Here is a 14,779-nt window from a genome sequence, read left to right on the forward strand (position 1 = left end):
TTATACGACAAGCAATAAATGCTAGCACGCTATTGAGATTGGCATCAGAAGTGTGACGTCTCTAGCTATCACGCATTCACTGCAGTCTAACTGGAAATGGCGGAATAGGGGCGCCCGACCCTATGTGAAAATGGTGGTGGTCACCTGGCCCCCGGTGGCACGGGCGGCATCGGCCAGCCAGATCTTCGGGTACCCCAGCGATGTACCCAGCTCGAGAATCGGTGGCGATTCAAGACTACGCACCAGCAGGTTGATCAGGCGTCCGGATGCCGGGCCGATCGCCATGTGACGATGACGGCCGCCTTGGCCCCGCTTTTCCTCTTCAATGCGCTGATGATAGCGCTCGATGACCTATCGCATCGCATCGTCCATGTCCACAGGGTTTGACGCCATCATGGATGTCTCCAGAGGCAGTGGGTGGTGGGACACTCTTCAGTGAGCGGTAGCGGAATCCGGCGAATCAACAGCTGGCATACCTACGGTATCGCGCTGCCAGTCTGCCGGTATCGATTGGCGCAACTGATCGATCAGCGTGGCGATCTTGCGCGGCTGATGGCCGTAGGGATAAAGCAACGTGACCGGCAAGGGAGAAGCCTGCCATTCGCCCAGACACTGCACCAGAGTATCGGGATGATGCTGCAAACGACGCTCGGCCATCCAGTGAGGCATCAGCCCCACGCCTTGGCCGCGCGCAATGGCATCGGCATGCAGTGCCAACTGATCGACGCGCAACCGGCTGTCGGCCGACGGCAGGTGATAACGGCCGTGATGCGGATGGTCCAGCGTCATTCCGCTTTCGGTATCACCGAGCAGATCGACCCAGGCATGATTCTTCAGCTCATGCGGGTGGCTGGGCGTTCCTCGATGAAGGAGATAATCGGGATTGGCATAGACGCCGCGTGTAATCCAGCCGAGCGTTTCCTGACGCAAGCCGCATTCGGCCACCGTACCGACCCAAAGATGGATAGCGCTGCCGTCCGGCAGCGTAGGAGCCGACCGGAGCGTCCGAATCTCCAGGCTGGCCTTGGGATGTCGCTTCAGAAAGAGTTCCGCCTGCCTTGCCATGAAACTACGTGCCAAAGCCGAGTGAACCTTGATGACGAGTCCGCCGCTGATCTCCGCCTTCAGATCGTCCAGCGCCAATTGGCTCTGTTCTGCAATACGCAACATCTCCCGCGCATAACCCAGAAAGAGACTGCCTGCCTCGGTTGGCAGGAGGCGATTGGCCTGTCGCCTGAGTAATGGCTGACTCAGTTGAGTCTCGAGATGAGCGATTCGCCGACTCAAGGTCGATTTGGCGACGCCAAGACGTCGGGCGCTGGCAGTCAGGCTGCCGGAATCCATCACATCGATGAAAGTCTTGAGTTCCTCGAGATCGTACATGGATTTTCCTGGAGAGCCTGGTGTTGGCACTGAACGAGTTTCCAGTCAGATGGCAATGGTTATCAGAAACCTTAACGGTTTTTAGCGTCGCGGGGCGATCTTTCCGAAGGTTGCGAAAAACGCAACGGCCTGTCGCAAGATTTTATGTGGACAATATGGAAGAATCTAAATGATAAATATTCGTATTAAGATTTTCGGCCGTGCGAGCCGCTTGCTCATTCGGACTCGTCTTATCAAGGGAACCAGCAATGACGTTTTCAACGCCATTACGTTTTTCAGCGCTCACACTGGCGGCTGCGGGGGCCGTCGGGTTTGCGAACCATAGCCATGCCCAGAGCGAGCTGGACCCTATGGTCGTCACGGCCGCGGGCTACGCGCAGCAGGTGACCAGTGCACCCGCTTCGATCAGCGTGATCTCACGCGAACAGCTCGAGCGCCGTCAGTACCGCGATGTGACCGATGCGCTGGTTGACGTGCCCGGCGTCATCGTGACGGGCGGCGGGTCGGGGGACAACGGCGCCGACATCAGCATCCGCGGTATGCCTGCCGAATATACCTTGATCCTGGTCGATGGCATGCCGGTCAGTACACGTGAATCGCGCCCCAACGGTAGCGCCGGATTCGAGCAGGATTGGCTGCCGCCGCTCTATGCCATCGAGCGGATCGAGGTGATCCGTGGGCCGATGTCGACGCTCTATGGATCGGATGCCATCGGTGGGGTGATCAACGTCATCACGCGTAAAGTCCAGGACGAATGGCATGCCAATCTGCGGCTGGGAGCGACGATCCAGGAAGATCGGGACTCCGGCGATGCTCAGCAGACCGAATTCTATACCACCGGACCGCTGGTCGATGATTTGCTGGGCCTGCAGGTCTTCGGCCGCTACAGCACGCGGCAGGAGGACGACATCGTCGACGGCTACGAGGACAAGGAACTGGTCAACGGCACGGCGCGCGTGACGCTCACGCCGACCCAGAACCATGACTTCATGATGGAAGCCGGTCGCACCAGGCAGCAGCGCGAGATGAACGTCGGGAAGACCGTCGAAGAGGGCGGTGTCCCTAGTGAATCCGATAATGAGACAGAGCGCTACTCGCTGCGTCATGAAGGGCGCTGGGGCATCGGCACCTCGACCACGTATGTGCAGCAGGAAGAGACCGAAAACGAGGGGCGAGACATCACGGTCAAGAATACCGAGGCCAAGTCGCAGCTGGCGATGCCTTTTCGCGCGCATACGCTGAGCGTGGGCGCCAGCTACTCCAAGGAGGAGTTGGAAGATACCACGACTAATAAAATCTCCGAGCTCTCCGAACTGGACATGTACCAGTGGGCGCTGTTCATCGAGGACGAGTACTACCTCACCGATACCTTCTCGGTTACCGCCGGCGTGCGCATGGACGACAACGAAGAGTTCGGCAATCACTTCAGTCCGCGTCTCTACGGCGTCTGGAATCCAGCGCCGCTGTGGACAGTGAAGGGTGGCGTCTCGACGGGCTACAAGGCGCCCGGCGTACGCGATCTCTCGCCGGACTGGGGGGCCGTCAGTCGTGGCGGCAATACCTACGGTAACCCGGATCTCGAGCCCGAGACCTCGATCACCAAGGAGATCGGCCTGCTCTACGGTCGGCCCAGCGGACTCAATGGCGGGATCACGCTGTTCCGCAACGACTTCGAGGACAAGATCAGCCGGGTTCCCTGTACGGCCGTGGGCGCCCCCTGTGCGTCGGAGCCCGACAACAGCTATGGCCGCAGTCCCACGACCCGGGTCAATATCGACGAGGCTTATACGCAAGGCGTCGAGCTGACCCTGGGAAGTCCGCTGAGCGAGACGCTGTCGGCCAAGGCGAGCTACACCTATACCGATTCCGAACAGGAGTCCGGCGAGGCGGAAGGGGAGCAGCTCACGCAGCTGCCCAGGCACCTGCTGAGCACCACCTTGGACTGGGATCCTGCCGGTCGATTCAGCGGCTGGGGTCGACTGACGTTCCGCGGCGACCAGGAAGAGTATGTGGCGTCGGGGCGTTCCGGCTCCACCGATGCCATTCCCTCCTATACATTGGTCGACACCGGTGGGTCCTGGCGAATCGCCCCGCAAGCCAAATTGCTGTTCGGCGTCTACAACGTCTTCGACAAGCGGATCGATTACGACACCTACAGCCTGGTCGAAGACGGTCGTCGCTACTGGCTCGCTATCGATCTCGAAATATGACGCCGCCTGAAAACTACCCACAGAGGATCATCCTCTAGGGCAGCGTAAGACATGTCCGGCATCGCAACAGGCCGATGCCGGCTTTCTATTCCATGAACTCGCTAGACAGGAAATCATTGATGCAGATTCGTTCTCACTCTCGTGGCGGCGTGCTGTTTTGCGCTGCAATCGTCCTGGCCGCATTGGCGCAGGCTGCCCTGATCCCGCAAGCCCAGGCGCGTACTCTGGATACGGCGTACGGCGATATCGAAATCGATGGCCAGCCCGAGCGCGTGGTAACGCTTTATGAAGGGGCGCTGGATACCGCCCTGACGGCGGGCGTGACGCCACTCGGTGCAGTGGCAACGCGAGGGGGCGACGGCGTGGCAGACTACTTGAGCGACGCTGCAGCCGGTGTCGCGATCGTCGGAACGGCGCGCGAGACCAACATCGAAGCGGTCGTGGCACAGAAGCCGGATCTGATTCTGGCCTCGTCACGTCTACCCGAGGAGCAGTACACGCTGCTGTCCCAGATAGCGCCAACGGTGGTACCCAGAACCGAAGGTTTCGAGCCGGAGTCCTGGAAAGACGAGGCGCGCCTCTTCGGGAAGGCACTGGGCCGCGAGGAAGCGGTCGATGACGCGATTCAGGCGGTTGAAAATCGTTCTCAATCGCTTGCACAACGTCAACCCAATGGCGACACTACCGCCACCGTGGCGCGATGGATGGCGAATGGCCCGTTGGTGATGTCGAACAAGCTGTTCGCGACGGGGCTATTGGCGGCCTCCGGGTTCGACGTGAAAGACGGCGGTGTGGTCAAGGCCGGACGGCCGCACAGCGACTCGCTGAGTCTCGAGAGCCTGTCGAGTCTCGATAGCGACTGGCTGTTCCTGGCGACGTTGAACGATGACGGCGAAGCGGCGCTGGAATCTGCACGCCAGTCGCCAGCCTTCGAACGCCTGAGCGTCGTTCGGCAGGGCCACGTGGTGCCTGTGGACGGCCAGTTGTGGACCAGTGCCTCGGGGCCCATCGCCGCGCAGCGCATTCTCGACGACATCGAGGGCATGTTGCCGCAGTGATCACTGATGCCAGAACCCGGAATTCGATTCCATGCCGCTAGACTTCATGACGACACACCGTGACTGAACCGATTTCCCATGGACGCTCGTCTCTCGGTAAACGATCGTCGCTCTCCAAGTTGATGCTCATCCTGCTGGCCAGCCTCTTGCTGGTCAGCGTGACGAGCCTGCTTCTGGGAGCTGGTGACGTTGGCCCACTCGATGCCGGGTCGGTGCTATTCGGCGGCGGTAGCGACGAGGCGCGTTTCGTCGTCGAATCGTTACGCTTGCCTCGCATGCTGGTCGGTATGGCGGTGGGCATGGCACTGGGCGTAGCGGGCTCGTTGATCCAGGCGGTGGCCCGCAATCCACTGGCCGAGCCGGGGCTTCTCGGCGTCAGCGCGGGTAGCGCCCTGGCGGTGGCGATTGCACTGGTTCTCGGCGCCAGCGCGGCCACGCTACGTGTTTCCGTGGCGCAGCTCGGCGCTCTGGCCGGATGCCTGTTCGTGCTGCTGATGGCGCGCGTCAATGGCGTCGGTAACGATCCGGTCAGGCTGGTACTGGCCGGAGCGATTCTGTCGGGGCTGCTGGGTGCGTTGACTTCGCTTTTGCTGCTGGTCGATCAGCGCAGTGCCGACGAGATCCGCTTCTGGGTCATCGGCGGTCTGGCCGGGCGTAGACTCGATGATCTTCGCGCCATCCTGCCGAGTCTGCTGTTTGCCGGTGCTCTGGTCATCATGATCGCTCGTCCACTGGCGGCGCTGGCCCTCGGTGAGCGGGTCGCCGTCGGTCTGGGGCATCACCCGCGCTGGATTCGGCTGCTGTGTGTCGTGGCGGTGGCGATACTGGTCGGTGCGGCCACGGCGGTTGCCGGTCCGATCGCTTTCGTGGGGCTGGTGGTGCCGTTCGTCGCTCGCGCGCTGGCGGGCCCCGATATTCGCCGCTCCCTGTGGTTGGCGCTACCGCTGGGGCCGATCATGATTCTCTGCGCCGATATCCTGGCGCGGCTGTTGGTCGCGCCCTCGGAAATGCCGCTAGGCGTGATTACCGCGCTAGTCGGTGCGCCGGTGCTGATCGCGGTGGTTCGTGCACATCGCCTGCCCGCGTTGTAATGCCGATGAAGACTCACTCGCTGACACCACCCGCCTGCCCGATGAATCGTGATGATACTGCCGTAACGCCTCCTCCTGGCTCTTGGCGCCTGAGCTGGACGCTTGGCGGGCGCGACCATTCGATGCTGATCGAGCGTCGTGCATGCTTCGCCTGTCTCGGATTGCTGGCTGTGCTACTGGCGGTCTGTTTGCTGTCGCTCTGTCTGGGAAGCGTGGCGCTTAGCCCGCGTCAGGCCCTGGCAGGCCTGTTCGGGCATGGCGAGCCCATGAGCGTGTTCGTTGTTCAGGAATTGCGCCTGGTGCGATTGGCGGCAGGCGTTGCGACGGGTGCGGCATTTTCGCTCTCCGGTTGCCTGATGCAGACGCTTGCTCGTAATCGTCTGGCCACGCCCGGGATCGTTGGCATCGACAACGGCGCGACAGCGTTTGCCGTCGCTTCGGTGGTAGGGCTGGGCACGAGCCTGGCGCCGCCCCCGATGGCGTTGGCGGGGGCCGCGACGGCAACCGCCATCACCTTCGCCCTAGCCAATGATGTCGGGACGCGCGGCTATCGCTTCATCGTGACGGGAATCGGCGTCGGCGCCGTTTTCGGGGCACTGACGCAGCTGCTGATGGCAAGAGTTGCCATCGACACGGCCAACGCCGCCTATCCCTGGACTGTCGGCAGCCTCAATGCCCGCGATGGCACCGCACTGACCTGGCTTTGGTGCGGCCTGGCGATTGGCCTGCTGGCGGCGTGTTATCTCTCCCGGGCGATGCGGGTACTGCGCTTTTCCGACGCCGTCGCCCAAGGCCTGGGATATCGCGTGCGCGGCTGCCGCTACCTGGCACTGGTGGTGTCGGTAGCGCTGGCGGCACTGGCGGTCGCGGTCGCCGGTCCGGTGGGGTTGGTCGGGCTGATCGGCCCGGAAATCGCTCGCCAGCTCTCTTCGCACCGCGGGATTTCGTTGATCGCCTCGGCGCTGTCCGGGGCGATCATCATGGTCGCTTCCGATCTGGTCGGACGGCTGCTGCTGGCTCCGATCGAGGTGCCGGTCGGTATCGTGACCGCCATCGTCGGGTCGCCGTTTCTACTCTGGATATTATTACGTCCCGCACCGAGGTTTCAGTCATGAGCTCGTTTGCCGCCACCAACTCCGTTACGCCTTCGAACGCGGCATCAGCGACTGTGTCGCCACTGATCGCACGCCAGCTCTCGTTGAGCTACGGACGGAACAGCGCGCGACGCACGGTGATCGAGGGGCTCGATCTCGAGCTTCCCGCGGGCCAGGTGACGGCGATCGTCGGGCCCAACGGCTGCGGAAAATCGACGTTGCTGGCGAGTCTGGCACGTTTGCATGTGCCGCACCGGGGCACGGTGTTGCTCGATGGACGGGACATTCAGCGTCTACCGGCCCGTGACATGGCGCAGCGGCTGGCGCTGCTGCCCCAGGAAACCCATGCGCCAGAAGGGTTGACCGCTGCCGAGCTGATCCGCTTCGGGCGACAGCCGCATCAAAGCCTGTTCAAGCAGTGGTCGAGAGAGGATCGACGCGTGGTCGATGAGGCACTGACAGCCGCGGATCTGCATGAACTCGCCGACCGCCCGTTGGACGCCATGTCGGGCGGTCAACGCCAGCGCGCCTGGATCGCCATGGCGATCGCCCAGCAGACGCCACTGCTGCTGCTCGACGAGCCGACTTCCGCGCTGGATCTCGGCCATCAACTGGAAGTGTTCGAGCTGATCCGGGATCTGGCCGCATCAGGCAAGACACTGGCCATGGTGGTTCACGACCTGGTCAGCGCATGCCGCTTTGCCGACTACTTGGTCGCGATGCGTGACGGCAAGATCGTCGCTGCCGGGAAGCCGAGCGAGGTGGTAACGGCGGAGCTGGTGCGCGACCTCTACGGTGTGGAGTGCACCTTGATGCTGGATCCGGCTACCGGCAGTCCGCTCTTGACCAATATTCGCTCGACTCGCCATTCGCGTTAGCTTCGGCTAGAGATCGCGCCTACTGGACAGTCGGGCACCCTGTCGCCGTTCACTGGCCGGCCGTTCCGGCTCAAGCGTTGGTATCTTCCACCAGCACGCGTGAGAACTTGACGATCTCGTCGCGGCGATCGGCCCAGCCCAGATGCCGCCAGAAACGATGTGCTTCGATGTTGTCCGCCAGGGTATCGAGATGCACCTTCTCGATGCCGGCCTCGAGCAGCGCCGTCAGGCAGCGATCGACCATCGTCCGCGCCAGTCCGAGGTGGCGATAGTCCGGGTCGACCATGACATGTTGCAGATAGCCGCGACGGCCATCATGACCCGCCATCGCGCAAGCCACGATCCCCTGTCCGTCTGGCGGGCGTGCCACGAAGCTCAAGCCCGGGTTGCGCTCCAGATAGCGTCGGGTCGCCTCGGCGCCATCGGCGGTTCTGAGGACCACGCCGGGCGTGCGTCTCATCATCGCGGCAAAATCCGCGTGATCGTCGGGCGTCATGGGCAGGATGGCAGGCAGGGCATGGTGATTCATGAGACGGGCCTCGGCTTGCGTGAACGGCGAAAACGAATGTTGATGACGGCGAGCCCGGCGATGACCATGGCGCCGCCAGCGACCTTGTTGATCCCCAGCGGGTCGTCGAGCAGCCAGACGCCAAGAATGACGGCGAAAACCGGCATCAGCAGGGTCAATGGCACCACCCGGCTGACGGGGTGCTTCTGCAGCAGCCAGTACCACAGCCCGTAAGCCGCAATCGACGACATCACGGCGGTATATACCACGGCGCCCCACCCGGCCCAGCCAGCCTGATGTAGTGCCAGCCATTGGTCGTCCTCGAATATCCAGCTGCCCAGAGCGACCAGAGGAATCGCGAACAGCGATATCCAGCCGGTCATGGTCAGCGGCGCGATCGGCGGGGCAAGCTTGATGATCATGGTCGAGACGGCCCAGAAGAACGCACTGGCGAGCAGCAGGGCGGTGGATGCCGGCGGTGGCAGCGAGGGGCCGCCGGCCAGCACGACGACACCACCGAAGGCGAGGATCAATCCGACGATCCGACGCGGGCTCAGTTTCTCCTTGAGAAAGATCGCCGCCAGCAGGGTGGCGAACGGCGTCCCCATCTGGACCAGCAGGGCGCCGGTACCGGCTTCCGACTGATGCAGCCCCAGAAACAGCAGCGGGAAGTGCAAGCCACCGAAAGTCACCGCCAGAACCAGAATCCAGGGAAGCTGCTGGCGAGAAATCCGGGTAAAGGGCACGACCAGTACGGCGACCAGCATGAAGCGAAGCACCGTCACCAGCAGGGGCGGCAGATCCTCGATCCCGACCTTGATCACGATGATATTGAAGGCCCAGATGGCGATGATGCCGAGGCCGATCAGCAGATCCTTGAGAGGCACGCGCAATACTCGTCGCTGAAAATGTCGTTGAAGGGCATCGCTGAAGACGGTCGTCGATGACAGCGATGGTCCATTGTCTCAGTGACTCCGGCGAGAGCAAGGTTATTTTGCGCGGGTCCTTCAATCCGGGTCCTGCAATCCGAGCATCTCGGATCGAGCCATGCGGATCGAGAAATTCGGACCGAACCTGTCGAAGGGGTGGCCATCGAGTGGTCGTGGCGGCTACCTCGCCGCCATCGCTCGCAGCCACGCCGGGGGCTGCGAGCGATCGCAAGGCCAACCGCCATTTCCTTGATCGATTGATGCGCTAGGCCATGTCCGAAAAGTACTGCGCTTGCCCATCCGGCGTTGTAAATCGGCTGGTGCGCCAGCCCGGTCAAGATGCTCGTTGACACCCCGTGAACTCCGCCCTGTCGCCGATGGTTGCCTTAGCTACGCGCCCCGGCCTTGCCTTCGCTCGTCGACTTTTCAGACAACGCCTAACATGCGACAAATACGGTCAGTTTTTTGCCGCTGCCAAAACCGTCACCATTCGAGAGTTCAAGACATGATCAAGGGAATCATTTTCTGCACCTGCTTTCTCGTCGCCCAGCTGTTCTTGCTGTCCTACATCGATCATCGTCTCGGACACGGTGAATCCGTGACGCGTCAGGCGGCGACGGCTCAGAACAACCAGCGTCAGCGTGAGTCCGAAGAAGAAGAGCAGGCTTGAAGGTCCGCGTGAACGTCAAGGCGAGGTGCATCAGGATGGCGAAGGGGCTGAAACAAGGGCTGAAACAAGGGCTGAAACAAGGGCTGAAACAAGGGCTGAAACAAGGCCTGAAACAGGGCGCCTTGGCGCTGCTGATGTTGGTCGCCCTGCCCAGCTGGGGTGATGGCGTATCGCGCCAGGCGCTGACCGTCGACGACGGCCAGCGGGCGCATACATTGCAGGTCGAGGTTGCGCGGACCGCCGCGGAGCGGGCGAAAGGGTTGATGGAGCGACAGGCATTGCCCGCCGAGGCGGGGATGCTGTTTCTTTATCCCCGAGAGCAGCCGGCAACCAGTGCCTACTGGATGTACCGAACGCGCATCCCGTTGGACATCGCATTCGTGGACAGTGGCGGCGTCATCCGCTCGCTCAAGACGATGTCGCCCTGTCACGCCGAGCAGTCGAGCCGATGCCCCGTCTATCCCGCGGGTGCCCGTTTTTGGGCCGCTCTGGAAACCAACGCCGGTTACTTCGCCGCACGCGGGATCGAGGTTGGCGATCATGTCGAGCTCACGCCCTGGCTGGAATCACCGTGAAACGCATTCGTTTCCCGCATGAGATATGCCGATGATGAAGGAGGCACGGAGAGGATGGCGTTCCTTGCGCATCGAGATTGGCGTTGCGGTGGTGGTTTGGCGCTGACCGATAGGTCAGGTCCGGCGGTCTACGCTGAATTCCGGCCTGTCTGACGGTTTTGCCGGCCAGAAACTCGCTATATGATGGCCCGCCGTCAGGGATAAGGTATGTTGGGATAGAATAAGTCCGCGGGCACGGTGCGATTCGAAACACCCTGACGCACGCCGGTAAGCCTGTCGTCTTCGCGGTCGGGAAACCGATCAACACAATAAACGGGAAACAATTCGAGGTATGCGCATGAAACGCCATGCATTAACCGCAGCCGTTCTCTCCACTGCCCTGATGGGCGCCGTATCGGTCTCCACGCCGGCCATGGCCCAGGACCAGCAGTACATCACCATCGGTACCGGTGGTCAGACGGGCGTCTACTACGTCGTCGGCCAGTCCGTCTGCCGGATGGTCAATCGCAGCGCCGAAGAGAGCGGTATCCGCTGTAACGCTCCCTCGACCGGCGGCTCCGTTGCCAATATCAACGGCATCAAGTCCGGCGAACTGAACATGGGTGTCGCGCAGTCCGATGTCCAGTTCAATGCCTACAACGGCAAGGCGCAGTTCGACCAGCCGATGGAAAACCTGCGTTCGGTCTTTTCGCTGCACGGTGAGCCGCTCACCATTCTGGCGCGCAAAGATGCCAACATTGACTCCATCCAGGACTTGAAGGGCAAGCGCGTCAACATCGGTAATCCGGGCTCCGGTCAGCGCGCCACCATGGAAGTGCTGATGGATGCGGAAGGCTGGGACACCAGCGTGTTCTCGCTCTCGTCCGAGCTGGGTGCCGCCGAGATGGCGTCTGCACTGGCCGACAACAACATCGATGCCATGGCTTACGTCGTTGGTCATCCCAACGGTGCCATCCAGGAAGCGACCACGACCGTCGCCTCCAATCTGGTGCCGTTGAACGATGACGTCGTCAAGGGTCTGGTCGACGAGTTCCCCTACTACAGCATGTCCACCATTCCCGGCGGCATGTACGAGGGCAATCCGGACGATGTCGAGACCTTCGGGGTTCGTGCGACCTTCGTGACCTCTGCCGATGTCGATGATGAAGTCGTCTACCAGACCGTCAAGGCCGTGTTCGACAACTTCGATCGCTTCAAGCGTCTGCACCCCGCTTTCGCCAATCTGACGCCGCAGGACATGATCAGTCAGGGTCTTTCCGCACCGCTGCATGAAGGCGCCAAGCGTTACTACAAAGAGCAGGGCTGGCTGTAATTGCCCACAGCGCCATTCCGACGGAATTGCGTTGACACCTGGCGCGGTGGTTGGTGACAACCGCCGCGCCGTTGGATCGATACCCCGCGACGCCGATCGTCGCATCGAATCAAGCGCGGAATGATGTCCTGTGGATGTCCTTATCGCCTACCGGCTGCCAAGGGAGCGCTGACTCACTCGCCGTGCAAGATGAGGCGCAACGTAGTGATTCGCTAGCGCAGGCAATGATTCAGTGTTTTCTCAAGTCAGGATCTGCTCATGACCGACAACAAGCCTTCCGGCCCCGATCAGGCCAAGCTGGATGAACTGGCCGCGACCGACACCGGTGGTCGCAAGCTGACCGGAACGCCCAACCGCATCCTGCTGGGTGTGGCGGCGTTATGGTCGCTGTTTCAGCTGTGGATCGCGTCGCCGCTACCCTTTATCGTCGGGTTCGGTGTCTTCAGTGCCACCGAGGCGCGTTCCATTCATCTGGCCTTCGCCGTCTTTCTCGCCTTCATGGCCTACCCGGCGTTCAAGCGCTCGCCCCGCGAACGCATGCCGATTCCCGACTGGATTCTGGCTATCGTGGCGGCGTTCTGTGCCTCCTATCTCTATTTCTTCTACGCGCAGCTGTCACAACGCCCCGGCGCGCCGATCCTGCAGGATGTGGTCGTCGGCGTGGTAGGGATCGTGCTGCTGCTCGAAGCGACGCGCCGCGCGCTCGGCCCGCCGCTGATGATCATCGCGCTGATCTTTCTGGTCTACTCGCTGGCCGGGCCTTACATGCCGGGCATTCTGGCCCACCGCGGCGTGAGCTTTTCGGGTCTGGTCAACCACCAGTGGCTGACCACGCAAGGCGTGTTCGGGATCGCGCTGGGGGTCTCCACCAGTTTCGTGTTCCTGTTCGTGCTGTTCGGCGCGCTGCTCGACAAGGCGGGTGCCGGCAACTACTTCATCAAGGTGGCGTTCTCGCTGCTGGGCCACTATCGCGGCGGTCCGGCCAAGGCGGCGGTTGTCGCCTCCGGCCTCACCGGCCTGATTTCCGGCTCTTCGATTGCCAATACCGTGACCACCGGTACCTTCACCATTCCGATGATGAAGCGTGTCGGTTTCAGTGCCACCAAGGCCGGCGCGGTCGAGGTTTCCTCCTCCGTCAACGGTCAGATCATGCCGCCCGTCATGGGGGCCGCGGCGTTTCTGATGGTCGAGTATGTGGGCATCTCCTATCTCGAGGTGATCAAGCATGCCTTTCTGCCGGCGGTGATCTCCTATATCGCGCTGCTCTACATCGTTCATCTCGAAGCGATGAAGGCGGGCATGCAGGGGCTGCCCAGCGGCAACCCGCAGCGTCCGTGGCTCAACAAGATTATTGGGTTTCTGACCGGTCTGGTCGGATTGATGCTGATGTCCGTCATCGTCTATTACGGCCTCGGCTGGCTCAAGCCCGCGCTGGGCGAGAGCGCGCCTTGGGTCATCGCGCTTTTGCTTGCCGCCGTCTATGTGGGGCTGATCAAGCTGGGTTCGAACTATCCCCCGCTGGAAATCGATGACCCCAATTCTGAAATCACCACGCTGCCGCGCACCAAACCCACCGTGATGGTGGGGCTGCACTATATCCTGCCGGTCGTGGTGCTGGTGTGGTGTCTGATGGTGGAGCGTCTGTCGCCGGGGCTTTCGGCTTTCTGGGCCACCGCCTTCATGATCTTCATCATCCTGACCCAGCGCCCGGTCGACGCGTTATTCCGGGGCAAAAGCGATCTGGTCAACGACATCAAGCGCGGCGGCATGGACCTCTGGGACGGTCTGATCGATGGCGCCCGCAACATGATCGGCATCGGTATTGCCACGGCGACCGCCGGCATCATCGTCGGCGCCGTTGCCCAGACCGGGGTTGGCCTGGTGCTGGCGGACCTGGTCGAGACACTATCGATGGGCAACCTGCTGCTGATGCTGCTGCTCACCGGGGTTCTGAGCCTGATCCTGGGCATGGGTCTGCCGACCACCGCCAACTACATCGTGGTTTCCGCGCTGCTGGCGCCGGTCATCGTTCAGTTGGGCGAGCAGAATGGCCTGATCGTACCGCTGATCGCCGTTCACATGTTCGTGTTCTACTTCGGCATCATGGCAGACGTGACGCCGCCGGTAGGACTCGCCTCGTTCGCCGCGGCGGCGATCTCCGGCGCGGATCCGATCCGGACCGGGTTCCAGGCGTTCTACTACAGCCTGAGAACGGCGGCGCTGCCGTTCCTGTTCATCTTCAATACCGATCTGTTGCTGATCAATGTCGATTGGCTGCACGGCGTCATCATCTTCATCGTGGCCACGGCGGCTATGCTGATTTTCGCGGCGGCAACGCAAGGATTCATGCTGGTCAAGAGTCGCTGGTACGAGAGCCTGCTGCTGCTGCTGATCGCCTTCTCGCTGTTCCGCCCCGGCTTCTGGATGGACATGATCGATGCGCCCTACCAAGAGGTGCCGCCGGCGCAGTTCGAGCAGGCGCTGGGCGACATCGGGCCCAACGATCATCTGATGACGCGCATCGATGGTTTCGATGCCTACGGCGCGCCGACCAGTTTCGTGATTCAGGTGCCGGCGACCGAAGGTGATACCGGCGCCGAGCGCCTGCAGAGCCTGGGGCTGCATCTGATGGAAGAAGACGGCAAGGTGCTGGTCGACATGACCGATTTCGGCAGCCAGGCGGAAAAGCTGGGCTTCGATTTCGATCAGCAGATCGTGACGGTGCGCGTTCCGACGTCTCAGATGCCGAAGGAGTTGATGTGGATTCCGGCGCTGCTGTTGTTCGGGTTGGTCGTCGCGTTGCAGCGACGTCGGCGTGAACCCAAGGCCAACAAGCCGGAACCGATCGCGACTGCCTGACGCGGAATGGCAGACGTGGCAACATGATGGCCGTCTCATCCGAGACGGCCGTTTTTTTGTCTCGGCGTGACGGGCGGGCTTCACTCAGAGGGTTTTACCCGGCGGATTCGATTGCACGAGCGTTACTGAACCGGCTCTGCCGAATGAATTCTCTCGAACGGGCCGACTGCGCCGCTGTTGTCGAGCCATCCTGCGGCAAATGTGAACGAGGT

The 14,779-nt window shown here is 61.9% G+C and carries 13 protein-coding genes; 9 read left to right on the forward strand and 4 right to left on the reverse strand.

Annotated elements, in window-relative coordinates; all coding sequences use genetic code 11:
• Positions 1-120: 120 nt before the first annotated feature.
• Together BTW07_RS19885 and BTW07_RS17475 are read right to left on the reverse strand one after the other, a co-directional pair.
• Positions 121-285: an O-methyltransferase gene (locus BTW07_RS19885; RefSeq protein WP_158025893.1), complete on the reverse strand. Its 165-nt coding sequence runs from the start codon at positions 283-285 to the stop codon at positions 121-123.
• Positions 286-432: 147 nt separating this feature from the next.
• A complete protein-coding gene (locus BTW07_RS17475) occupies positions 433-1,383 on the reverse strand; it encodes a LysR family transcriptional regulator (protein WP_075571452.1) in 951 nt (316 codons plus the stop codon).
• Positions 1,384-1,631: 248 nt separating this feature from the next.
• On the opposite strand from BTW07_RS17475, the gene BTW07_RS17480 reads away from it, so the two are divergent.
• The 5 genes from BTW07_RS17480 to BTW07_RS17500 all read left to right on the forward strand — a co-directional run bounded on the left by BTW07_RS17480 (position 1,632) and on the right by BTW07_RS17500 (position 7,714).
• Complete coding sequence (locus BTW07_RS17480) at positions 1,632-3,593, forward strand: TonB-dependent receptor domain-containing protein (RefSeq protein ID WP_075571453.1); 1,962 nt, start codon at positions 1,632-1,634, stop codon at positions 3,591-3,593.
• Between the two features lie 119 nt (positions 3,594-3,712).
• Entirely contained in the window at positions 3,713-4,651 is a 939-nt protein-coding gene (locus tag BTW07_RS17485; RefSeq protein ID WP_075571454.1) for an ABC transporter substrate-binding protein, read from the forward strand.
• Positions 4,652-4,773: 122 nt separating this feature from the next.
• Positions 4,774-5,742, forward strand: a complete 969-nt coding sequence (locus tag BTW07_RS17490; RefSeq protein WP_075571455.1) for a FecCD family ABC transporter permease — start codon at positions 4,774-4,776, stop codon at positions 5,740-5,742.
• Positions 5,743-5,747: 5 nt separating this feature from the next.
• Positions 5,748-6,857 (forward strand): FecCD family ABC transporter permease, encoded by a 1,110-nt coding sequence (locus tag BTW07_RS17495; RefSeq protein ID WP_075571484.1) that lies wholly within the window; start codon positions 5,748-5,750, stop codon positions 6,855-6,857.
• A complete protein-coding gene (locus tag BTW07_RS17500) occupies positions 6,854-7,714 on the forward strand; it encodes an ABC transporter ATP-binding protein (protein ID WP_083942019.1) in 861 nt (286 codons plus the stop codon). Before BTW07_RS17495 ends, BTW07_RS17500 begins: the two co-directional genes overlap by 4 nt.
• Positions 7,715-7,784: 70 nt before the next feature.
• On the opposite strand, the gene BTW07_RS17505 is transcribed toward BTW07_RS17500, so the two are convergent.
• Both BTW07_RS17505 and BTW07_RS17510 read right to left on the reverse strand, forming a co-directional pair.
• Positions 7,785-8,243, reverse strand: coding sequence for a GNAT family N-acetyltransferase (locus tag BTW07_RS17505; protein ID WP_083942021.1), 459 nt, complete (start codon positions 8,241-8,243; stop codon positions 7,785-7,787).
• Positions 8,240-9,109: a DMT family transporter gene (locus BTW07_RS17510; protein ID WP_075571456.1), complete on the reverse strand. Its 870-nt coding sequence runs from the start codon at positions 9,107-9,109 to the stop codon at positions 8,240-8,242. Before BTW07_RS17510 ends, BTW07_RS17505 begins: the two co-directional genes overlap by 4 nt.
• A gap of 547 nt (positions 9,110-9,656) precedes the next feature.
• Between BTW07_RS17510 and BTW07_RS19890 the strand changes: the two genes are divergently transcribed.
• The 4 genes from BTW07_RS19890 (at position 9,657) to BTW07_RS17525 (ending at position 14,567) form a co-directional block, all read left to right on the forward strand.
• The gene (locus tag BTW07_RS19890; protein WP_158025894.1) at positions 9,657-9,821 is read left to right on the forward strand and encodes a hypothetical protein; all 165 of its coding nucleotides are present in this window, start codon (positions 9,657-9,659) and stop codon (positions 9,819-9,821) included.
• Between the two features lie 35 nt (positions 9,822-9,856).
• Entirely contained in the window at positions 9,857-10,396 is a 540-nt protein-coding gene (locus BTW07_RS17515) for a DUF192 domain-containing protein (protein WP_083942023.1), read from the forward strand.
• Between the two features lie 337 nt (positions 10,397-10,733).
• Positions 10,734-11,708 carry a TAXI family TRAP transporter solute-binding subunit gene (locus tag BTW07_RS17520; RefSeq protein ID WP_075571488.1) on the forward strand — a complete coding sequence of 325 codons (975 nt, stop codon included), beginning with the start codon at positions 10,734-10,736 and terminating at the stop codon, positions 11,706-11,708.
• Between the two features lie 258 nt (positions 11,709-11,966).
• The gene (locus BTW07_RS17525) at positions 11,967-14,567 is read left to right on the forward strand and encodes a TRAP transporter permease (RefSeq protein WP_075571457.1); all 2,601 of its coding nucleotides are present in this window, start codon (positions 11,967-11,969) and stop codon (positions 14,565-14,567) included.
• Positions 14,568-14,779: the final 212 nt, after the last annotated feature.

The sequence above is a fragment of the Salinicola socius genome, from assembly GCF_001937195.1.
In the GTDB taxonomy this organism is placed as follows: Bacteria; Pseudomonadota; Gammaproteobacteria; order Pseudomonadales; family Halomonadaceae; genus Salinicola; species Salinicola socius.

Coding starts and splice junctions, on each gene's coding strand:
- BTW07_RS17525 (WP_075571457.1), top strand. CDS start 11,967: ATGACCGACAACAAGCCTTCCGGCCCCGATCAGGCCAAGCTGGATGAA.
- BTW07_RS17495 (WP_075571484.1), top strand. CDS start 5,748: ATGAAGACTCACTCGCTGACACCACCCGCCTGCCCGATGAATCGTGAT.
- BTW07_RS17480 (WP_075571453.1), top strand. CDS start 1,632: ATGACGTTTTCAACGCCATTACGTTTTTCAGCGCTCACACTGGCGGCT.
- BTW07_RS17520 (WP_075571488.1), top strand. CDS start 10,734: ATGAAACGCCATGCATTAACCGCAGCCGTTCTCTCCACTGCCCTGATG.
- BTW07_RS19885 (WP_158025893.1), bottom strand. CDS start 285: ATGGCGATCGGCCCGGCATCCGGACGCCTGATCAACCTGCTGGTGCGT.
- BTW07_RS17500 (WP_083942019.1), top strand. CDS start 6,854: ATGAGCTCGTTTGCCGCCACCAACTCCGTTACGCCTTCGAACGCGGCA.
- BTW07_RS17485 (WP_075571454.1), top strand. CDS start 3,713: ATGCAGATTCGTTCTCACTCTCGTGGCGGCGTGCTGTTTTGCGCTGCA.
- BTW07_RS17515 (WP_083942023.1), top strand. CDS start 9,857: ATGGCGAAGGGGCTGAAACAAGGGCTGAAACAAGGGCTGAAACAAGGG.
- BTW07_RS17505 (WP_083942021.1), bottom strand. CDS start 8,243: ATGAATCACCATGCCCTGCCTGCCATCCTGCCCATGACGCCCGACGAT.
- BTW07_RS17475 (WP_075571452.1), bottom strand. CDS start 1,383: ATGTACGATCTCGAGGAACTCAAGACTTTCATCGATGTGATGGATTCC.
- BTW07_RS19890 (WP_158025894.1), top strand. CDS start 9,657: ATGATCAAGGGAATCATTTTCTGCACCTGCTTTCTCGTCGCCCAGCTG.
- BTW07_RS17490 (WP_075571455.1), top strand. CDS start 4,774: ATGCTCATCCTGCTGGCCAGCCTCTTGCTGGTCAGCGTGACGAGCCTG.